This is a genomic window from Mycobacterium sp. Aquia_216, from assembly GCF_026723865.1.
Taxonomy (GTDB): Bacteria; Actinomycetota; Actinomycetes; order Mycobacteriales; family Mycobacteriaceae; genus Mycobacterium.
The window spans coordinates 1236849-1257885 of record NZ_CP113529.1 but is presented as its reverse complement, the minus strand read 5'-3'; the positions used below and the strand labels follow the sequence as shown (position 1 = coordinate 1257885).

Genomic DNA, 21037 nt, shown 5'->3' with positions numbered 1-21037 from the left:
TTCGCCCACAGCATTCGCCATCAAGGTCTAACCAGCCGTTACATCGACACGAACACCCGCTGTAGGGCTGATGAGTTCGCAGCTACGCCGATGAGATTCGGCGGCGGTCCGCTACCTTGCCGAGCGCTGCGCGGCCACGAACAGGTTCCCGGGGACGTCATTCTCGACCTCTTCGGACGGCCTGCGGCCATACCCGGCCATCAGTTCCAGCGACGGGGTCACCGTCACATCCCAGCCGTGGCGACCGAACCACTCGCCCACGTCCTCGCGCTCTTCGAAGTACCACAGTTCGTCGGTGCTGGGCACGTCGCGTTGCAGGTCCGCTTTCGCGAACGCCGCGCGGACGCGATCCATCCGTTCCCGCCGGCGCGCCCGTGCCTCGGGGTCCAAAAACTGCGGCCCCAGCGCCTCCACGCCGATCCGGCTGCCGGTGACAGTGAGCCCCTGGATGCGCTCGAACAGCAGCTCCTGGGCCGCGGCCGGCAGATACGGCATCAGCCCCTCGGCCGACCAGACACTCGGTGCCGAAGCGTCAAAACCGGCCTCCTGCAACGACTTCGGCCAATCCTGGCGCAGATCAACCGGGACGGCGACCCGGTTGCAGGCGGGTTCTGCCCCGTGTTCGGCCAACGTCGAGGCTTTGAAATCCAGCACCCTGGGCTGGTCGAGTTCGTAGACCGTCGTTCCGTCCGGCCACGGCAACCGCCACGACCGCGCGTCCAGGCCCGCCGCCAGGATCACCGCCTGGGAGATGCCCGCCGTCGTCGCATCCAGAAAAAACGCGTCGAAAAAAGCGGTCCGGGAAGCCATGTAGCCGACCATCGCCTGCATCTGCTGCGCCAGATTGGGTTCGGCCTCGAGGAGCTCGGCGGGCAGCTGCGGGGCTGAGTACCAGTTCCACACTCCGTCGCCGGCGGCGTCGAGGAAGACGCGCGCGTACGGGTCACGGATCAGTGGATTGTCGCTCTCGGTCTCCGCCGCGCGGGATGCCGCGACGCCCAGCGCCGTCGCCCCCACGCTCTCGGTGATCTCCCAGCTGTCGTTATCGGTTCTGGCCACGCTCACATCCTCCCGGTTGACACATGCCTTGGGCGACCCTACGTGAGCAAGCTGTCCGCGGGCTGTGTCCGTTGGGGCCTCCCGGCTACCGTTTACCCGCAGGTGAACAAGCTGTCCACCAGGTTCATGCACGCTTGCCCGGAGGTATCCGGTTAAGTTGTCGGCGGGCCGCTAACAGCGCGACCCCCGGTCCCAGGGATCTCGAAGGATCATGGCCATGCGAGTTGACGGGCGCGACATCAGCGTTTCGGGCAGCTTGCTGCAACCGGTGAACCGGCGGACCAATGACATTCTGCGGCTGATCCTGGCTACCGCCTTTCTCGCTTCGGTGATCACCGGTTCGCTGATCACCCGCCCGCGCTGGATCCGGCTGGAGAAATCGGTCTCCGAAATTGTCGGGGTCTTGTCACCCACGCAATCCGATGTGGTTTACCTGCTGTACGGATTCGCGATTCTGGCGTTGCCGTTCATGATCCTGATCGGCCTGATCGTCGCTCGGCAATGGAAACTGTTGGGCGCCTACGGGGCTGCCGCGATTCTCGCGGCACTGCCGTTGTCGATCAGCAGTAACCGTATCGCCGCCCCCCGATGGCACTTCGATGTCTCGGACCGGCTGAGCACGCTGCCGGCCCAGGTCCTCGACGATCCCCGCTGGATCGCCATGCTGGCCGCGGTGCTGACCGTGTCGGGTCCCTGGCTACCCGCGCGTTGGCGGCACTGGTGGTGGACGCTGCTACTCGCCTTCGTGCCGATTCACCTCGTCATCAGCGCCATCGTCCCCGCCCGGTCTTTGGTAGGGCTGGCGGTGGGCTGGTTCGTCGGCGCGGTGGTGGTGCTGGCCGTCGGCACTCCAGCGCTGGAGGTGCCGCTGGTGGGCGCGGTCCGGGCGATGGCCAAACGGGGATTCGTCGTGTCGCGGCTGATGGTGATCCGGCCCGCCGGACCCGGTCCGCTTGTGCTGTCGACCGATTCCGGGGATCCCGCGTCGACGGCGGCGATCGAGTTGTACGGCCCGCACCAACGCAGCGGCGGCGCGCTGCGCGAGCTCTGGCGCAAGCTGCGGCTGCGCGACGCCGAGACCGCACCCCTGCAGGCCTCGATGCGTCGCGCCGTCGAGCATCGCGCGCTGATGGCCATCGCCATCGGTGAGGCCGGCGTCGCGAACACGTCGACGATCGCCTTCGCGGCTCTGGATCGGGGATGGACGCTGTACGCGCACCGGCCCGTCCGGGGAATCCCGCTCGACGAATGCACAAAGACGACGCCGGTCGCGCGGGTGTGGGAATCACTGCGAAAGCTGCACGACTATCAGATCTCACACGGCGACCTGCGCTGCAACGAGATCACGGTCGACGACGGCACGGTGCTCTTCGGCGGCTTCGGCAACGCCGAGTACGGCGCCACCGACATCCAACTCCAATCGGATCTGGCCCAGCTGTTGGTGACGACGTCGGCGCTCTACGACGCGAAGTCCGCGGTGCGGGCGGCGATCGACACGTTCGGCAAAGACAGCATCTTGACCGCCTCCCGTCGGCTCACCAAATCCGCTGTGCCCAAACGAGTCCGACAGTCGGTGGGCGACGCGGCCGACGTCATCTCCGCCGCCCGGGCCGAAGTCAAGTCGCAAACCGGTGCGGATGAGATACAGAAGCAGACCATCACCCGCTTCACCCGCAGCCAGGTCGTTCAGCTCGTCTTGCTCGGCGCGCTGGTCTATGTCGCGTACCCCTTCATCAGCACCGTGCCGACGTTCTTTTCCGAACTCCGAACGGCGAACTGGTGGTGGGCGCTACTGGGCATCTTTGTTTCGGCCGCGACGTATGTGGGCGCTGCTGCGGCATTGTGGGCCTGCACCGACGGGACGGTGAACTTCTGGAAGCTATCGATAGCCCAGGTAGCCAACACCTTTGCCGCCACCACCACCCCGGCGGGAGTTGGCGGGCTGGCACTGAGCACCCGGATTCTGCAGAAGAGCGGTCTGTCCGTCATGCGGGCCACCGCGGCGGTGGCGCTGCAACAATCGGTGCAGGTGATCATGCACCTGGTATTGCTGATTTTGTTCAGCACCGTGGCGGGCGCTTCGATGGACCTCTCGCATTTCGTGCCGGATGCCACGGTGCTCTACCTGATCGCCGGCGTGACCCTCGGCATTGTGGGGACGTTTCTGTTCGTGCCCATACTCCGGAGCTGGCTGGCGACCGCGGTGCGCCCGCGGCTGCAGGAGGTGGCCAAGGACCTGATCGAGCTCGTCCGTGAGCCCAAGCGACTCGTGCTGATCGTACTCGGTTGCGCCGGAACGACTCTCGGTGCAGCGCTGGCACTCTGGTGCAGCGTCCAGGCCTTCGGCGGCGGCGCGACGTTCGTTACCTGCACCGTGGTGACGATGGTCGGCGGCACCCTGGCCTCGGCCGCGCCGACACCGGGTGGGGTGGGTGCCGTCGAGGCGGCGTTGATCGGTGGGCTGGCCGCCTTCGCCGTGCCCGCCGCCGTCGGAGTGCCGTCGGTGCTGCTGTACCGGGTGCTCACCTGCTGGCTGCCGGTCTTCATCGGCTGGCCGGTGATGCGCTGGCTGGCCGACAACGACATGGTTTAGCCGACCCGACCAGCAACTTTGCCCGGCGATGTCGGCTCATCTCATTCCGCGTGGCCAGCCCAGGCGCCGGCCAGACGACGATTACCCCTGACAGCACGACGAGCCGCCCGATCGCGCCTTTAAGGTAGGGCGATGTCAAGCCGCCTGGCCATCGCGGTAGCCACGGTGCTGGTCGCATGTGGATGCCACACCTCGCACCCCGGCCCGGGCACTCCAGCGGTCCGCCCGACCCCGGTTCCCAGTCGCCTCTGCAACGACGTGCACGGGGTGTGGGACGCCAAAGCCGCACAGTGCAAATTGAGCAAAGACGTCAATGGTGCGCACCTCGAGGTGACCGCCGCGTACCCTGTCGACCTCGTCGACAACCCGCCGGACGGCCCGGTCCTGACATCATTCGTCCGGAAATTCTTCACCGACTACGGCGAAACAGACACCAACGGGGCGGGAAACGCCAACCTCACCTCGCAAGTTTTCACGCATACGCCGGGCACGAAAACGGTGGTATTCCAGTCGGATTGGTATTTCAGCAGCATGCCCCACCCCAGCGCCGCGATCACCACCTTCACCTTCGACGCGAAACGTCAGCTGCAACTCGCCGATCTGCTCTGCCCCGGGGTGGACCCGCTGACGGCGATCCCGCCCATCGCGCATCCCTTTGTGCAGCAGGCGCTGAGCGGGACGCCGTTCCAGGTTGAGCAGTTCGAACCCGACCACGCCGAGGGCGCTTTGGCCGACAACTATCAGGCCTGGGCGTTGGACGGTGATGACCTCGTGCTGTACCTGCCGGCAGAACGCGGCCCGGGCGGGATTTCGCCCGGCTCCGTCGCGCCACACATTCCGCTGGCCCAGCTCGCGCCGATCTTGCGCGGACCAGGCTGCTCAACCTAGCCGGCCTGAAACCACGCACCCGAATCCCGACGAGTGTGCGGCCAGCCGCACATTCGTGCCGAGGCAGCCTCGTAGAACGAATCCTCGCCTCGCTGTAGCGATTGGTCTTACGGTGTGTGCATGGCAGAACAGTCGTACGCGATCGATGCCGGGCACCCGCCCTCGGCCCTGCTCAAACTCGTCAACCCGGTGCTGGGCCTGCTGCTGCGCACCCCGCTGGCCGGCCCCGCGGGCAAGCGGCTGATGGTACTGAGCTTCACCGGGCGAAAGACGGGGCGGTCGTTCAAAGTTCCGGTGAGCGCGCATGTGATCGACGGCGATCTCTACGCGCTTACCGGTGCTGCGTGGAAACAGAACTTCCGCGGCGGTGCGCCGGCCCAGGTCGTCTACGACGGCAAGACGACCGCGATGCGCGGCGAGCTCCTCCGGGACCGCGCAATCGTTTCCGATCTCTACAAGCGATGCGTCGATTCCTACGGACTGCGGCGCGCGCGAACCATGCTCGGGTTGAAATTCCGTGACCAGCGGATCCCGACTCTGGACGAGTTCGGCGAGGCGGTCGACCGGATGCACCTCGGCGCGGTTCGGCTGACCCCGGCCGAGTAGCCATCACCCGGCCGGCCCCGCGCCCGCGCCGGCACGCGTGCGGGTGATCACCGGCTCGCCGAACCCGGCATCAGAGACTGCTCGTCGCACTGCCTCGCCGACCACCTCCGCCCGGTCGGTGGGTGACAGGGCGATCACACAGCCCCCGAACCCGCCGCCGGTCATCCGCGCGCCCAGGGCACCCGCGCGGACCGCGGTGTCGGCGATCCGGTCGATGTGCTCGGTAGTGATTTCGAAATCGTCGCGCATCGACGCGTGCGAGGCGGTCATGATCTGACCGGCCGCGCCGAGGTCCGAATCATGCAGCGCAGCAACGAAATCCATAACGCGTCGGTTTTCGGTCAGTACATGCCGGGCCCGACGGAGGTCGATCGGATCGGTAACTGCGGCCAACGCCGCGGGCCCGCGGTCTTGAACCTCGCGCAGTGACGACACTTCAAGCTGGGCCGCCGCCCGCTCGCACGACGCACGCCGGGCCGCATACTCGCCGCCGGCATGCCGATGCCGCGCCCGGGAGTCGATCAGGAGCAGCGCGACGCCGCACGCGTCCGGGTCGAAGGCCACCGGCTCGACAGTCACATCGCGGAAGTCGATCAGCATCGCGGTCGACGGCTGCCCGAAAAGTGCGGACAGTTGGTCTAGTAAACCCGTTGGGGCACCGACATATTCGTTTTCGGCGCGCTGGGCCAGCCGCGCCTGTTCTTTGCGGTCGATGTGGACCCCGGCGACTGCGGTGATCGCGCCCAGCGCCGCGCATTCCAACGCGGCGGAGGAAGACAAGCCCGACCCCATCTCCACATCGCTGGTGACCGACATCGCGCCGCCCGGCACCCGGTGACCCGCTTGGCGCAGCGCCCACATCACCCCGGCGACGTAACCGGCCCAGCCGTGCAGGTCACCGGGAGCGGTGCCGAGCGGAATGCGCACTGCGCCGGCCGCGCGGTCACTGCTGACGGTAATCGCGTCGCCGCGGTCGGGGGTGAAGGTCACGACCGTGCGCTGCGGGAGGGCGATCGGCAGCGCGAACCCGAGGTTGTAGTCGGTGTGCTCGCCGATCAGGTTGATCCGCCCCGGCGCGGCGTACCGGATCGTCACGCGAGCCCCCGCAGCCGCTGGGCCACACTTTCGGGCGTGACGTCGCTGATGAACGCGTCCATCGCCGATTCGGAAGCCGCCAAATACTTGAGCTTGGTGGCGCTGCGCCGGATCGACATCAATTCGACGTGAAAGTAGCCATCTGCCTGAGCCGCGGTGTCGGCGAACTGGTGCAGCGCCGAAATATAGGGCAGCGGAGTGGAATACATCCGATCGAACCGACCCAACACGTCTAGGTATACCCGCGCGAACGCGTCGATTTCGTCGTCGGTTAGTTCGATGAGATTGTGCACGAATCTGTTCGGGTAGATGTGCACCTCGACCGGCCAGCGGGCCGCGAACGGCACGAACGCCGTGAACAGCTCGGTGCGCGCGACGACGCGACTGCCGTCGGCGACCTCGCGCGCCAGCAAGTCAGCAAAGAGGTTGCCGCCGTACCGCATTCGGTGTTCGCGGGCCTGACCCAGCATGGCTGCCGTCCGCGGTGTCAGGTAGGGGTAGCCGTAGATCTGACCATGCGGATGGGCCAGCGTCACCCCGATTTCCTCGCCGCGGTTTTCGAAGCAGAACACCTGCTCGATGCCCGGTGCGGCCATCAGGTCGGCGGTACGGTGCCGCCACGCCTCGACAACCAGCCGGGCATGAACCGGTGCCAACTCCGCGAACGACCCGGTGTGGTCGCTGGAAAAACAGATCACCTCGGTCCGGCCATGTCCTGCTGCCAAGACAAATTCGTCACCGGCGGGCGCACCCATCGGCTGGCCGGAGCCCGAGAGGCTCGGGAACCGGTTCTCGAAAACGACGACGTCGTAGTCCGGCGCGGGCACCTCACTGGTCAGTCCGCTCGGCCCCGGACACAGCGGGCACTGGTCGGCGGGCGGCTTGTAGGTGCGGTCCTGGCGCAGTGCGGCGACGATCACCCACTGTCCGGTCGACCGGTCGAACCGCAGCTGCGACTGGTTCGGCACGAACTCCGGCAGGGGCCTGCGATCGGTGACCGGCGCCGGCCGGTGCCCGGGCAACGTGAAGAACAAGAGGTCACGGCCGTCGGCCAGCTTCGCCCGCGTCGGCGCAGTCACGACCACGAAGACTAGCGTGGTGCGCGGGGTGCTGTCCGTAGCAAGAGCAGAAGAGAGGCGGTGCGGGTGTCGGGTCAGGACGGCGCGCCTGAGCGTGGCGTTGCAGATGCCCGGCCGGACGGTGTGGATTTTCCCCCGTCGGGCGGTCTTCGCGAATCGGCGATGGTGCTCTACGAGCGCGCCCGAAATTGGTGGATCGGCTCCGATCCTGGATTGCTGCGACTGCGGACGGCAACGCGAACGACGGCGGCGCTGGCGTGCTCGCTGGCGATGCTTTTCGTGCTGACCCGGGCGACGGGGCAACCCCTGACCGTCGCGTTGCTGGGCGTCGTCATCACGATGATCGCGGCCCGATCCGTCAACGAGCCGGACCCGCGCCAGCAGCGAATCACGATGGCGCTGCTGCCCGTACCCGCCGCCTTGTCCATCACCGCGGCCGCGCTGCTCGCGCCGCACGCGGTTGCGGCCGACGCCGTCTTCGTAGTGGTCGTCTTCGTCGCGGTCTACGTCCGCCGCTTCGGGCCCCGGGGCCGGGCACTCGGCATGGTCGCGTTCATGGCCTATTTCTTCACTTTGTATCTGCGAGCGGCTATTTCGGAGTTGCCGTGGATGATCGGCGCTGTCGTGGTGGGGACGGTCTGCACGTTCGTGATGAGCACCTACGTACTGCCCGATCGGCCAGAACGTGTGCTGCGCGCCACGATTCGGGCGCTGCGCGCTCGGATGGCCATCCTGGTCGGCACCACGGCCGAGGCGGTTCGTACCGGCCGGCTCGACGAACGGCAACGACGTCACATGCGGGCCCGCACTATTCGGCTCAACGAAACCGCCCTGATGGTGCAGAGCCAGATCGAGGACAAGGCCCATCCCGCCATCCTGTGGCCCGGCGTGACCAGCCAGCAACTGGCTCCGTGGTTGTTCGACGCCGAACTCGCCATCGAATGGGTCGCCAACGCCGGACGCACGGTGGCAACCGTCATCACGGAAGATCCCGCCGCCATCCCGGTCGGCACGCGCCTCGAACTGGTCGGGGCGCTCACCGAACTCGCGCGGGCGATCCGTATACCGGCGCCCGGTGGCCTGCAGCTGGCCGCGGATCACGCCCAGCGGGTTCTCGACGAGCAGCCGCGGCCCACCGCCGACGACGACCCCGGTGAAGCCGCGGTACGCCGCCTTGCGCTGGCAATCATCAACGCCGCCAACGCAACTGCCGAAATCCGCGCCATCGTCGAGCGGGCCACCAGCGGCGCGGTGGAAGACACCGGCACCACGAAGCCGCCGGAATCCGACGCTCTTCCGGAAGAAGACGACGCCGGTGCCGAGAAAGCGGGCAGCGGGCTGTCGCAGACCACGCGGCAGGCCATTCAGGTGACGATCGCCGCGTCATTGGCCATCGTCACCGGCGAGTTGGTGTCGCCCTCCCGTTGGTTCTGGGCGGTGATCGCGGCATTCGTCATCTTCGCCGGCACAAACTCGTGGGGCGAAACCCTGACCAAGGGCTGGCAGCGGCTGCTCGGCACCATGCTGGGTGTGCCGTCGGGCATGCTGGCGGCCACGCTGTTCGCCGGCGACAAGACCGCTTCGCTGGCGGCGGTCTTCGTCTGCCTGTTCTGCGCCTTCTATTTCATGACCGTCACGTATAGCCTGATGACCTTCTGGATCACCACCATGCTGGCGCTGCTTTACGGCTTGCTCGGCGAATTCTCTTTCGGCGTACTGATGTTGCGCATCGAGGAGACCGCGATCGGCGCCGTGATCGGGGTGACCGTCGCGATCCTGGTGTTGCCGACGAACACCAGAACCACGATCCGCGAGGACACCCTCGCCTTCCTGACGGCGTTGACCGCACTGATCGAGACCTCCACCGCGACGATGTTCGGCGAGGACGAGCCCGTCAGCCCGACCGAGCAAGCACGCGAGCTCGACCGAAAGCTGCAGCAATTCCGGATTACCGCCAAGCCGCTCCTGGCGGGCGTGGCCGGTCTTGCCGGGCGTCGGAGCATTCGGCGTGGCCTGAACATCTTCACGGCCTGCGATCGTTACGGACGAAGCCTGGCACGCAGCAGCGAGCGCTACCAGGACCCCGTCGGATCACAAGAGCTCGTTGATGCCTTCACCGCCGCCACCGACCAGACGCGGCGCAACATCGACGCACTGGTCGCGCTCGTCGGCGGGGCGGCCGCGGCGACGGTCAACTCCACGACCGACGCGCTCGACGCCGCCGAGGCCCTGGCTCGCCATCAGGACAACGCGGACGCACCGCGTCCCGACACCCGACGATTCCTCACCGCGGTGCACGCGCTTCGCCAGATCGAACGGGCCGTTATCACCGCGGCGACCAACCTCGGCGCGCACGAGACCCCCGCGGTGTCCAGCTCGAACGCGAGCTAGGCATCACCGACTCCATTGCGCGGTGCGCTTCGGCGTTGACGACCAAACGATCCCGCACCCGGCCCCGCCAGGTGCGGGTCAACGAGCCGAACCCGGCGTGCCGCCCGAACCAAAGCGGCCAGGAAAATTCCGATCCTGAGTTTGCCGAGGACTCGCGCAGCGCCCGCCGAATTGGCAAGCTCTACCTACACCAGGAAAGGGGAGCGCATGAACATCTCCGGCAACACAATCTTCATTCCCGGCTCGACCAGCGGCATCGGTTTGGCACTGGCACTGCGGCTGCAGGCCAAGGGCAACACCGTCATCGTCGGGGGCCGGCGGACCGAGTTGCTCGAGCAGATCGCCGCGGAACATCCCGGTTTCGACACGGTGCAGATCGATACCGCCGACGCCGACAGTGTGCGCTCGGCGGCCGATGAGGTGATCGGGCGTCACCCCGACCTCAACGTCGTCATCACGATGGCGGGCATCATGAAAATCGAGGACTGGCATCACCCCGACACGTTTCTCGAGTCCGCCGAATCGACGATCATCACCAACGTGCTCGGCCCCATCCGCCTGATCGCGGCGTTCGTCGAGCACCTGCAAAAGCAGCCGGCAGCAACCATCATCACCGTCTCGTCGGGCCTGGGCTTCGCGCCGCTGCGGGTCACCCCCAGCTACAACGCCTCTAAAGCCGCCATTCACATGCTCAGCGAGTCGCTGCGGCTGCAACTGGCCGACTCCACGGTGCAGGTCAAAGAACTTGTCCCGCCGTCCGTGCAAACCGAATTGATGCCCGGACAAAGCCAGAACGAGGCCGCGATGCCGCTGGACGAATTTCTCGACGAGGTCATGCAGCTCTTGGAGAACGATCCCGAAGGCAACGAGATCCAGGTGGAGCGCGTCAAGTTCCTGCGCTACGGCGAGGCCCGCGGTGATTACGACCAGGTGATCGCGGCGCTCAATGCCAGCGACCCGCACGGCAAATAGCCGACATCTTGGTCTGATGTGTATGCCCAGCCGCGTCTGAGCGCTAGCGTCTCCTCACCGCCCGCCATCCCCGAAGAGCACATTCGTTGCCGCTGTAAGCGGCCGCGGTTGACAATGCCGCCAACTCGCGCCTCGTTGACACCTGTACAACGTGGCCATACATTATCTGAAAGTTGTCCGCGAGCTTCGCGTCGCGGGTCCCGGGCTAAGGAGAACACCATGGCCGTCGGTACCGCTCCCGCAAGTGTTTTCGACGCGGACCTCCCCGCGGTCACGTACGACGCTGTGGAAACACCGGCAGACATCTATCCACGCCTTCGGGCCGCACAACAGCAGGCCCCGATCGCATTGGGACCGTACGGGCCCGAAGTGCTCTCCTACCAGCTGGTCCGATCGATATTGCGCGATAGCCGTTTCCAAATTCCACCCGGCCTGAACCTGCTCGTCCAGGGCATCACGTCGGGACCGTTGTGGGACAAGGTGGTCAACAGCCTGCTGTGCCTGGAAGGGGACGCCCATCATCGGCTGCGCAGCCTGACGTCCAAGGCGTTCACCCCTCGGGCGACCCTGCGGCTGCACGACACGATGGTCGACGTGATGAACGGTCTGGTCGATCGGGTGGCCGACGCGGGCCGTTGCGACGTCGTCACCGACATCGCACGCCCCTATCCCGTTCCGATCATCTGCGCGTTGCTCGGGGCGCCCCGCGAGGACTGGCAGCAGTTCTCACTGTGGGCCGACGAGGTCTTCAAAGCGTTCAGCTTCACCGTCGACGTCAGCGAAATCGAGCCGGACGTCATGCGCGCCTGGGGCGAGCTCGACGATTACGTCGACGACATGGTCGCCCGGCGCCGGCACAGCCTGACCGATGACCTGCTGTCCGACCTGATTCGCGCCGAGGACGACGGTGACCGCCTCGACGCCGCCGAGCTGCGCATGCTCGCCGGGGGCCTGCTGTTGGCGGGGACGGACACCACCCGGAATCAGGTGGCCGCCGCGATACAAGTGCTCTGCGAACACCCGGATCAGTGGGAGCTGCTCAGGGAGCGACCCGAATTGGCGATGCCCGCGGTCGAGGAGACCATGCGGCATTCGCCGATCGTCTGCGCAACCCTTCGCCTGGTGAGCGAACCCGCCGAGATCGACGGGTACCTGTTTCCCGCCGGCACGGCGGTGCTGCTGAATACCCTTGCCGCCAACCGCGATCCGGCCGTCTATGACGACCCCGACCGCGTCGACATCACGCGCGAGGGCGCGCCCGCGATATTGACGTTCGGCGGTGGCGCGCACTACTGCCTGGGCGCCAACCTGGCCAGGCGCGAAATCGCCGAGGCACTCAGCGTGCTCACCCAACGGTTGGTGAATCCGCGCACCGCCGGACCGGTGCCATGGAAACCCATGGCGACCCTGAGTGGACCGACAACGCTGCCCATCGAATTCGAAGCGGCACCATAGTCATCCGTCGGTTACCCGCGTAGGGTCCGAATGGTGGCAGACCGCAAGACATCCGACGGCGCGGTGCCGGTGTCACCAGACAACGTCGTCCGAGCCGAAACCGGCCTGTGTTTCGGCAATGCGGTCAGGGAAGCCGGGTTCGACAAGTTCCTTCACATCCGCGAGCTGGTGCCGCGGGACATGGACATTTCAGGAGGCGCAACCGGTTTCGTGATCGCGCTCTTGTGAGAAAGACCGCACGATTCGCGGTGCCAGCGAACCCGCCCTACGCTGCTTGGTTACACGAAGTTAACGGGGGTTACTGATGCGTGGGTGCACGGGGCGAAGCATGTCCGGATATCGGCTTGCCCTGTTCGGGCCGGCGGTCTGCCTGGCCATTGCGTCCTGTTCGGAGACGGCATCTCCACCAGCGCCAACACCAACGACCTCGACCTCTGCGTCGACGACCACCACGAGTTCGATTCCGCCACCGCCACCGATCACCGGCCCGCTGGAGAAGGACTGGAAAAGCTATGGCGGAACGGCTTACTTCGGCTGCCCCGAGGAATTCTCCGTCAGCAAATCTGCACTCGAGGATATTCGCCCCAAGATATTCGATACGAAAACAGGGCAATACGTGGCGCCGGCCCTACCCGCGATTCCCCCCGGTGAGAATGTCAGCGGAGCCATCTGCGCACTATCGGGCACAGCGGACGACTTGAAAGTCGTCTACGTGGTGACGACGCTGAAATCGGCGCAGGCACCGCAGCCCGAAGTAACCGAAACCACCGCATACGCCGTCGATTTCAAGACCGGACAACAGGTCGCGACGAAAGATCTGCAACCACCGACTCCCGACTTGAAATTGACCGAAGCGAAGCAATGGCGGCTTGGCGCAACGACATCCGGCGCGGCATGGCTCAACGCGTTCACCGATGGGCATGCCACCGCCTCACTGCCACGAACCGTCATTCTTTCCGACACTGATTTGTCCATGGCATGGAACGACCCTGCCCCCGGTCGCGTCTGGCCGGACGTGTTGTCGTTTCAACGAAACACGCAAGCCGGCAAGACGTCTGGTGCGGAGCTGCGCCGCCCGTCGGGCGAAGCGATCTATCAGGACAACGAGGTGGTCACCGTCGACGCCGAATTGTCCGACGGGCCTGACAAATTGGTGAAGATCACCCGTCGAGACTCTGCGACGGTCGTGTCGACCATGTTTTTCGACCTGAACGCCAAGGCCGTCATCAAGGTTGGCGATTCCGACCGGATCTCCGGCGGCGGATTGGCCGCGACGCTGTCGGACGGAAAGCTCTTCGTCGATGGTCGGGAGTCGGCTGATTCGCAGTTCGGCTTTGGAGTGTGGAACCTGCGCACCCAACACTGGGACCTGCTGAAGAATCGGGAGGACGCCAAGAAGATGCCGATCTCCAAAATGGCATTCTTCGGCGACCACCTCTACATCACCAACATCGGCGGAACCTACTCCGTGCTCGCCTTGCCCGCGCCCGATCCCGTCGCGACAAACTGGTCCATCCGGCCTTTCGAGCGGATATCGGGATGGACGCTGGTCTGCCGCGGCGAGACCACCGCAGGCGGAGAGTGCAAGGAAATCGTCATGGTGCAAGACCAGGACGGCCACTACCCCGGTCCCTGGTTCTAGACTTTCGCGCGCTGCGAAATGCCGTTACGTCGTCGGTGTGCGACATCGACGTGGTGACCGGCAGCGTGCGCCACTCCGGCATCGGCCGGTGGGCCCCCGGGTCGCGCTCGCCCCGATACCTGTTGCAGCAATAGCCATTCCACACAACGCCGTAGCCCCCGGCAATCGACGGAGCTTGACGGTTGCGCAACGGCATCCGTTTTCCCCTTCGTCGGCGCGGCAATATCGACGCTATCCACCGACGGTTAGGGACGCATTTCGAGCAGCTAGGCATCCTCCACGTCCGATCTGAGCTGCGGGGATGGCGTCCAGCCGCTAAAGTTATAAGCCTCTCGGCGCGGGAAAGCGCCGAACGAATTACGCTGGTGTAATTTAAATTCATGTCGCCCAGCGTTGGACGATTCCCCCCGCTCCTCAGGATGGAGGACGCCAATGTACAAACGTGAAACCGACAAATGCCGCAAGTGCCATGGGCTCGCCGATGCCCTGGTCTGGTACCAGTACTCCTCGCGGGGAGACACGGTCGGAAGGATCATCCACCGAATCCGGTGCCGTAGTGGCTGCTCGGGTTTGGTAGTGGATGGACCCGGAGCTCGCAGCTAGCCCGATCGACCGAAGATAGGCGACCGGTCGGCTAATATCGATGGCATGCCACGGCCGCCGAACCCTGAGGTGCGCCGTCGCCTACTGGCCGCGGGACTCGACCTCGTGCATGCGCGTGGCTTTGCCGCCAGCGGCGTCAAGGACATCACCGATGCGGCCGGCGTGCCGAAGGGCTCGTTCTACGCCTACTACGCCAGCAAAGAGGCTTTCGCGGCCGCGATCCTCGATCACTACTGGTCCGACATCGAAGCGCGGCTCCTGCCAATCCTTGGCGCGGAAGGATTGGCCCGGGAGCGAATCACCCGCTTCTTCCATGCGCTGGCCGACGAACACGAGTCAGGCGAGTTCCTGCTCGGCTGCCTTGTCGGCAACCTCGCACTCGAGCTCGGCGGTTCCAGCGAACGGGTACGCGTCGAACTTGTCCGCATTCTCGACCGCTGGGACGCGGCGCTCACCGCTTGTGTACGCACCGGCCAGGACAGCGCCGGCGACGTCCGAGCGGACGTCGGTGCCGACGAACTGGCCTCCCTGCTGATCGAATCGTGGGAAGGCGCGGCCCTGCGCGGGAAGGTGACCCGCAGTCGCGCCCCGTATGAACGGTTCGAAACCATCACCGTGCCGGCGCTGCTGAGCTGAATCGCAACAGCCGAACAGACGGCGGCACCGTCTGTTGATTTATAGACGACTGGTCATCTATTGTAGATTACCGTGAGTGGAGGATGCCGAATGACAGACCTGGCCAACTACGCCGAACCGCAAAACCCCGCGCTGCCGAGGTCCAACTTCGAGTTTGATCACCGGCACGCCGCACTCGTCGTCACCGATCCGCAGGTCGATTTCCTTAGCCCCGAAGGGGTTTCGTGGTCGGTTTTCGGCGACAGCGTCCGCGACAACAACACCGTCGCTCACATCGGCGAACTGTTCAGTGCCGCGAAGCTCGCGGGTATCACCGTCGCGGTATCGCCGCACTACTTCTATCCGACCGACAGCCAGTGGCGGTTCGGTGATCCGCTCGAACAATTCATGACCAAGGTCGGCATGTTCGAGCGCCGGGACGCGTACACGAGCGACGGCTTCGCCGGCTCCGGTGCCGACTTCCTGCCCGACTACCAGCACCATATTCACGACGGGCGAACCGTGATCGCCTCCCCGCACAAGATCGTCGGGCCCGAGTCGAACGACCTCGTGCTGCAGTTGCGCAAACGCGGCGTGAACCAGGTTCTGCTGGCCGGCATGGCCGCGAATCTGTGCGTCGAAGGCCATCTGCGCGAACTCATCGAGCAGGGCTTCGAAGTCGCCGTCGTCAAGGACGCCACTGCGGGTCCCCGCCTGCCGGAAGGCGACGGCTATCTAGCCGCGCTGATCAACTTCCGATTCCTTGCCAGCGCGGTCTGGACTACCGACCAGGCCGTCGCTCGACTAAAGCAAACCATTGTCGCCGAACATCTTTCACCCCGTAACAAGGGGCACCAACAAACCATGGAAACCAAGAGACTCGGCTCGACCGGTATCTGATGCACGCGCCGTTCGTTCCAGCTCGGCGACGACCAAGATCCCCGCGATGCGCAGGGAGCCGCATGCGGTTGCCGAGGTCGATTTGACCCATGGGACGGTTCGCAACATCAGGTAACGAACGGTATTGGCAGACGCACCAAGATATTTGACCAACGCCGCTGGTAGGGTGCCGCTCCATGGAGAAAGCCGTCCAGTGAAGGCTTGGCAGGTTCACGGCATCGGCGAGCCGATCGATGTGCTGCGCCAAGTGGACCGGGACCCGCCGGACCCGGGCGCCGAACACGTCAGAATCAAGGTTGCGGCGGCCGGGCTCGGACTGCCCGATGTGCTGATGTGTCGCGGCACCTATCCGCTGACACCCCCGCTGCCATTCACGCCGGGGCAGGAGTTCGTCGGCACCGTCACCGCGGTCGGGCCGGGCGCCGATATCGCGATCGGCACCCGCGTGCTGGGGGTCAGCGACTTCGTCAGCGGCAATGGATCCTTCGCCGCCGAAGCTCTCGCCCATGCCAGCAACGTCTTCCCGGCTCCCCCCGGCCTGGACGACTCCGCCGCCGCCGGTTTCTGGATTCCTAACACGACTGCCTGGATCGGTCTGGTTGATCGGGGCGGACTCGGTGCGGGACAACGGCTTACGGTGCTCGGCGCCGCGGGCGGGAGCGGGATCGCGGCAGTCCAACTCGGCAAGGCTTTGCACGCGGAGGTGCTTGCCGTCGTCAGCGACGACAGGAGGGCCGAATTCTGTCGGTCACTGGGTGCGGACCACGTCGTCGTGGCCCATGGCGACACCACCGCCGACGGAGCACCACTCGCGCAGGCACTGCGAGAAGCGACCAATTGGGCTGGTGTCGACCTGGTCTTCGATCCCGTCGGCGGTGCGCAGGGCACTGCGGCCATGGGCGCCCTGGCTCGTGACGGCCGGCATCTGGCCGTCGGTTTCGCCAGTGGTGCGTGGCCGACCCCCGACGTCCAAATGATGGTCCTGACCAATACGACGCTGGTTGGTGTGCTTGCGGCCGGCTACAGCCGTGAGCATGTCGAAGAGATCCTGCGGGGTCTCGCGCAATTCGTCGACGCCGGCGCCATCCAGCCCACGGTAAGTGAAACGGTGTCGTTCCAGGACATTCCCGAGGCGCTCGCGCGGCTCGGCGGACGAAAAGTTCTCGGCAAGATCGTCGCTGAAATCGACGGCAGCTGAGTGGCAGACACCGTCCGGGATCGCGCGAATCAACGACTCGCACAGCGGGTTTCGCCTCAGGACGGAGGCGGAAGCTGGCCCTTGTGGCTTGGGCAGTAGTTGTCCACTGATGCGGTGATGAATTTGACCGCGGTACGGGTAACCCGATCGGGAACCATGCGTAACGACGGATTGTCTTGATACGTCGTGTTCGTCACCTCGTCCACTACGCCCTGGAACGAAGTACCGCGATCGAGTTCGCCACAGAGTTCATGAGCTCGGTAGACGAGTCCCGGCACGTTATCGACGACGGGAATCTGTAGTTGCGAGAGCTCCGCCACAAACTGATCTTCCTGGGAGTCGGCAGCGGCCGCGCCAGCGCAGATAATTGCGGCGGTCAGCATCACCGAGACGCCAGCCAGAGCGCTGGCAAGGCTGGTGATGCCGGTACGCACGGCGCGGTTTCCATTTCTTCGGTGTCATCTGCCAGGTATCAAGTTCAGTCGATACCTGGCGTTAACTGCGCAGCCGTCTGGCGCCTGCAATGATGAAGATCGTAGCTGGTTGTAACCCCGAGTCACCACTGGGCTTTCGCGCAGACCCGCAGATTGAGGGCGCGGCGCGACGGCCATGTTGGCGTCGAATACGGGCTGTGTGTGCGGTGCCCATCGCCGCGCTAGGCAGCGCCTTGAGCGTGGTCGGTGCAGCACACTTGCCGGTGCCGATGCTCCGAGTTGCTGCGGACATGCCAAACGGAGCCTGTTGCGCTACCGGACCTATCCGGCCAATCCCGTTGGGGGAACTTACGCCTGACCCGCCGCCACCGCTGCCGGCACCGACGGCAAATCCGATCGCGCCGCCGCCTGTCGCGCCACCACGGCGGGTCGCGCCACCGGCACCTCGGGCAGAACAGCCGTTGGCGCCGCCGCCCCACCCACCGGAGGGACCCGCTCCGGAACCGGAGGCACCCCCCGCACCTCCGCCGCCCCCACCGTCGCCGCCGCCGCCTTCCCCGGCTCCGCCGCGGGGCCATGTCCAGCTCGCACCGTGAGGCACGACCATCGGGGTGAACGCCCAAGTGGTGCAACGACTTCTGGGGCCAAGACGGCGGTGCTCGATGTCGACCGATACGGGCCGACGAACGCTTGCGGATCACGGCTGTGAAGGCCTGGTTTCCTGCGCCCTGAACTCGGGTAGCTGACACCCATCAATCACCGCGGGAATGGAGAACTAGCGTGACGACCTCCGAGCAACCACCGCCAGAAGGGGACGAACAGCCCCCTCAAAAGGGCGAGCAGGAAAATACAGAAACCGATGTGTCCCCCGACGATAATCCCGCCTCGGCTCCGCCGGGCGAGACCACAACTGCAGGCGAGTGAGACTCGACCGGGGCCGTGACAGCTCGCTTGCCGGTCGCTACAACGCAGGTAGCGTGACCTAACCTTCGTTGACCCGCGCCATCCCGACTCCATGCATGGGCTACAGCCAAAGGCCGAGGTGTTCAAACCTGTTGCAGTAGGCGAAAATGCCCTCTGCCCTGTGGTGGCAGGTACTGGATTCGAACCAGTGTAGGCGTTAGCCGACGGATTTACAGTCCGCTCCCATTGGCCGCTCGGGCAACCTGCCGCCTAGCAGGTTACAACGAGCGGGTAGACAATTCACAAACGGCTAGGAGCAACGAGGAAGGGCGATCGCATGGCGGACTCATCGTTCGACATCGTCAGCAAGTTCGACCGGCAAGAGGTCGACAACGCGCTAAACCAGGCCGCCAAGGAGTTGGCCACCCGCTTCGACTTCCGGGGTACCGACACCACGATCGCGTGGAAGGGCGAGGAGGCCGTGGAGCTGACCTCGTCCACCGAGGAGCGCATCAAGGCCGCGATCGACGTGTTCAAGGAGAAGTTGATCCGTCGCGACATCTCGATGAAGGCTTTCGACGCCGGCGAGCCGCAGGCCTCGGGCAAGACCTTCAAGGTCACCGGGACCCTCAAACAGGGCATCGACAGCGAGAACGCCAAGAAGATCACCAAGCTGATCCGCGACGAGGGACCGAAGGGCGTCAAGTCCCAGATCCAGGGCGACGAGATCCGGGTCAGCAGCAAGAAACGCGACGACCTGCAGGCGGTTCAAGCGCTGCTGCGCAGCGCCGACCTGGAGGTGGCGCTGCAGTTCGTGAACTACCGCTAGGTCCTGCCGGGCGCGCCGAGCGTAACGCCACGGCGAAATTGCGCGCGACTTTTCGCCGCGGGGTTACGCTCGCGGTTTGAAACGCCGGACATTCGTTTCGTGCACTAAACTGAAGTGCACGAAACGAATGTAGGAGCTTGCCATGACCCCCACGGTTGCCGAGCTGGACGCCGCGAACCGGCGGCTACGCGAGAGCGTGCATGCCGTCGGTGTCGCCCTGTCGTCGGTCACGGTGTACACCGAGCCCGCCGTCGCGCGGGCCGTTCAGGCCGAGCTGAACCTCTATGCCCGCATCGAGGCCGAATTCGGGATGCTGACCAGCACCGAGGCGGGCAAGCGGATGGGGTCGCGGTCCAGCGCACCGCGCAACCTGGCCACCACCGCGCGCCGCAACAAGACGCTGGCCGCGGTCCGTCAGGGCAATTACCTTTCCTATCCCGGCTTCCAGTTCGGCCCGGACGGAAAGCCGTTGGCCGTGATCGGACGCCTGCTCGCGATCGCCGACGACAGCGGCTGGTCGGAGGCGGGTCTGGTGCAGTGGCTCTGCTCGCCCACCACCTACCTGGACGGGGACCGGCCCGTCGACCACCTCGCCACTGATCCGGACCGCGTCGTGGCGGTCGCCGGGGAGGCCCTGGCCGTGTCTTGGTGACAGGACCAGTGATGCAACCGCCGGACCCTTTCAACCCGGTCACCGCCGCCCTGCCGGAGGGACACCTGCTCTACCGGGTCCTGTCGGCCACCCGAACCGCCACCGACTTCAACCCCGGCTTCGGCGCGCGGACCCGGTTCGGTTTCTTCGGCAAGCCGGTGGTGCCGATCATGTATGCGGCGGACACCGAGGACGCGGCCATCGCCGAGACGCTGCTGCACGACATTCCGGCCGCCGGCGGCCTGCTCCCCTACGACCAGTACGCGGCCAAGGTGCTGGTCCGGCTCAAACTCGAGCAAAGTGTGCGCGTGGCCGTGCTGCACGGCACCGCGTTGCGCCGCCTCAAGGTCACCGCCGACGAACTCACGTCCGGCCCGGCCTCGACGTATGCCGCGACGGTGCGCTGGGCGCAGGCCGCCCATGACGCCGGGTTCGACGGGCTGGTGTGGATGTCGCGGCAATGCAACGACACCAAGGCCTACGTCTTCTTCGGCGACAGGTGCGCCCACGCATTTAGTCAGGACCCGTCGCACGCGCGCATCTTCGCCAGTCCGGCCGACCAAATCTGGCTGATCGACCGATGCGCGCCCCTGCACGTCGACGTGTTGATGGAGCCACCGTGACCGATGAATGTGCACAGTGCGGTTTCGTTTACGACCTCAGTCGGGCCGCGACCGCCGGGGACGCCATCACCGAGCGGGTCGGTACGGTCGTGACCATCTTGCGTCGCCGCGATGTTGACCTGCGATCTAGGCGGCAACCCGCCCAGTGGTCCCCGCTGGAGTACGGATGCCATCTGCGGGACATGCTGCTTGTCCAGCGCGAGCGCGTGCTCGCGGCGCTGCGCGTGGATCGGCCCGACTGCACCGCAATGGGACGCGACGAGCGGGCCGTGCACGACGGGTATGCCGACCAGGAGCCTGTCGACGTGGCCCGCCAACTCGCCGACGCCGCGCAGATGCTCGGCAACGTCCTCGGCCGGCTGTCCGACGGCGACTGGAACCGCACAGTTCGCTACCACTTCCCCGAAACCAGCGAGCGATCGTTGCGGTGGCTTGCTGTGCATACGGCGCATGAGGCGCAACACCACCTCGGCGACATCAGCAGCCAGCTGTGATTAACC

At 65.7% G+C, this 21037-nt stretch carries 20 protein-coding genes and 1 tRNA gene; 15 read left to right on the top strand and 6 right to left on the bottom strand.

Annotated elements, in window-relative coordinates:
* Positions 1–111 precede the first annotated feature (111 nt).
* A complete protein-coding gene (locus OK015_RS06035; protein ID WP_268129977.1) occupies positions 112–1059 on the bottom strand; it encodes a class I SAM-dependent methyltransferase in 948 nt (315 codons plus the stop codon).
* Positions 1060–1276: 217 nt separating this feature from the next.
* Here OK015_RS06035 and OK015_RS06030 point away from each other — a divergent pair, with 217 nt between their 5' ends.
* From OK015_RS06030 to OK015_RS06020, 3 genes are all read left to right on the top strand, one after another.
* Positions 1277–3652: a lysylphosphatidylglycerol synthetase family protein gene (locus OK015_RS06030; RefSeq protein WP_268129976.1), complete on the top strand. Its 2376-nt coding sequence runs from the start codon at positions 1277–1279 to the stop codon at positions 3650–3652.
* Between the two features lie 132 nt (positions 3653–3784).
* Entirely contained in the window at positions 3785–4540 is a 756-nt protein-coding gene (locus tag OK015_RS06025) for a hypothetical protein (RefSeq protein ID WP_268129975.1), read from the top strand.
* Between the two features lie 120 nt (positions 4541–4660).
* Positions 4661–5146 (top strand): hypothetical protein, encoded by a 486-nt coding sequence (locus OK015_RS06020; protein ID WP_268129974.1) that lies wholly within the window; start codon positions 4661–4663, stop codon positions 5144–5146.
* 3 nt (positions 5147–5149) lie between these two features.
* Here the strand turns inward: OK015_RS06020 and OK015_RS06015 are convergent, their stop codons facing one another.
* The gene (locus OK015_RS06015) at positions 5150–6241 is read right to left on the bottom strand and encodes a galactokinase (protein WP_268129973.1); all 1092 of its coding nucleotides are present in this window, start codon (positions 6239–6241) and stop codon (positions 5150–5152) included.
* Positions 6238–7320, bottom strand: coding sequence for a galactose-1-phosphate uridylyltransferase (gene galT / locus OK015_RS06010; RefSeq protein WP_326498519.1), 1083 nt, complete (start codon positions 7318–7320; stop codon positions 6238–6240). Before galT ends, OK015_RS06015 begins: the two co-directional genes overlap by 4 nt.
* 162 nt (positions 7321–7482) lie before the next feature.
* On the opposite strand from galT, the gene OK015_RS06005 reads away from it, so the two are divergent.
* The 8 genes from OK015_RS06005 to OK015_RS05970 all read left to right on the top strand — a co-directional run bounded on the left by OK015_RS06005 (position 7483) and on the right by OK015_RS05970 (position 17096).
* Positions 7483–9711 carry an FUSC family protein gene (locus OK015_RS06005; RefSeq protein ID WP_268132479.1) on the top strand — a complete coding sequence of 743 codons (2229 nt, stop codon included), beginning with the start codon at positions 7483–7485 and terminating at the stop codon, positions 9709–9711.
* A 207-nt stretch (positions 9712–9918) separates the two neighbouring features.
* Positions 9919–10683: an SDR family oxidoreductase gene (locus OK015_RS06000; RefSeq protein ID WP_268129971.1), complete on the top strand. Its 765-nt coding sequence runs from the start codon at positions 9919–9921 to the stop codon at positions 10681–10683.
* Positions 10684–10902: 219 nt separating this feature from the next.
* Positions 10903–12138: a cytochrome P450 gene (locus OK015_RS05995; protein WP_268129970.1), complete on the top strand. Its 1236-nt coding sequence runs from the start codon at positions 10903–10905 to the stop codon at positions 12136–12138.
* Between the two features lie 33 nt (positions 12139–12171).
* Complete coding sequence (locus OK015_RS29220; protein ID WP_268129969.1) at positions 12172–12366, top strand: hypothetical protein; 195 nt, start codon at positions 12172–12174, stop codon at positions 12364–12366.
* Between the two features lie 100 nt (positions 12367–12466).
* The gene (locus OK015_RS05985) at positions 12467–13780 is read left to right on the top strand and encodes a hypothetical protein (RefSeq protein WP_268129968.1); all 1314 of its coding nucleotides are present in this window, start codon (positions 12467–12469) and stop codon (positions 13778–13780) included.
* 648 nt (positions 13781–14428) lie between these two features.
* Positions 14429–15019: a TetR/AcrR family transcriptional regulator gene (locus OK015_RS05980; RefSeq protein WP_268129967.1), complete on the top strand. Its 591-nt coding sequence runs from the start codon at positions 14429–14431 to the stop codon at positions 15017–15019.
* Positions 15020–15109: 90 nt separating this feature from the next.
* Positions 15110–15898 (top strand): cysteine hydrolase, encoded by a 789-nt coding sequence (locus OK015_RS05975; RefSeq protein WP_268129966.1) that lies wholly within the window; start codon positions 15110–15112, stop codon positions 15896–15898.
* 193 nt (positions 15899–16091) lie between these two features.
* Positions 16092–17096, top strand: a complete 1005-nt coding sequence (locus OK015_RS05970; protein ID WP_268129965.1) for a zinc-binding dehydrogenase — start codon at positions 16092–16094, stop codon at positions 17094–17096.
* Positions 17097–17152: 56 nt separating this feature from the next.
* Here the strand turns inward: OK015_RS05970 and OK015_RS05965 are convergent, their stop codons facing one another.
* From OK015_RS05965 to OK015_RS05955, 3 genes are all read right to left on the bottom strand, one after another.
* Positions 17153–17530: a DUF732 domain-containing protein gene (locus OK015_RS05965; protein WP_268129964.1), complete on the bottom strand. Its 378-nt coding sequence runs from the start codon at positions 17528–17530 to the stop codon at positions 17153–17155.
* Positions 17531–17878: 348 nt separating this feature from the next.
* Positions 17879–18043 (bottom strand): hypothetical protein, encoded by a 165-nt coding sequence (locus OK015_RS05960; protein ID WP_268129963.1) that lies wholly within the window; start codon positions 18041–18043, stop codon positions 17879–17881.
* 572 nt (positions 18044–18615) lie between these two features.
* Positions 18616–18701 (bottom strand) — tRNA-Tyr (locus tag OK015_RS05955).
* A gap of 69 nt (positions 18702–18770) precedes the next feature.
* Between OK015_RS05955 and OK015_RS05950 the strand changes: the two genes are divergently transcribed.
* The 4 genes from OK015_RS05950 to OK015_RS05935 all read left to right on the top strand — a co-directional run bounded on the left by OK015_RS05950 (position 18771) and on the right by OK015_RS05935 (position 21031).
* Positions 18771–19262 (top strand): YajQ family cyclic di-GMP-binding protein, encoded by a 492-nt coding sequence (locus OK015_RS05950; protein WP_268129962.1) that lies wholly within the window; start codon positions 18771–18773, stop codon positions 19260–19262.
* A 142-nt stretch (positions 19263–19404) separates the two neighbouring features.
* Positions 19405–19914 (top strand): hypothetical protein, encoded by a 510-nt coding sequence (locus OK015_RS05945; protein WP_268129961.1) that lies wholly within the window; start codon positions 19405–19407, stop codon positions 19912–19914.
* A gap of 11 nt (positions 19915–19925) precedes the next feature.
* Entirely contained in the window at positions 19926–20537 is a 612-nt protein-coding gene (locus OK015_RS05940) for an RES family NAD+ phosphorylase (RefSeq protein ID WP_268129960.1), read from the top strand.
* The gene (locus OK015_RS05935) at positions 20534–21031 is read left to right on the top strand and encodes a DinB family protein (RefSeq protein WP_268129959.1); all 498 of its coding nucleotides are present in this window, start codon (positions 20534–20536) and stop codon (positions 21029–21031) included. Before OK015_RS05940 ends, OK015_RS05935 begins: the two co-directional genes overlap by 4 nt.
* The last annotated feature ends 6 nt before the right edge of the window (positions 21032–21037 follow it).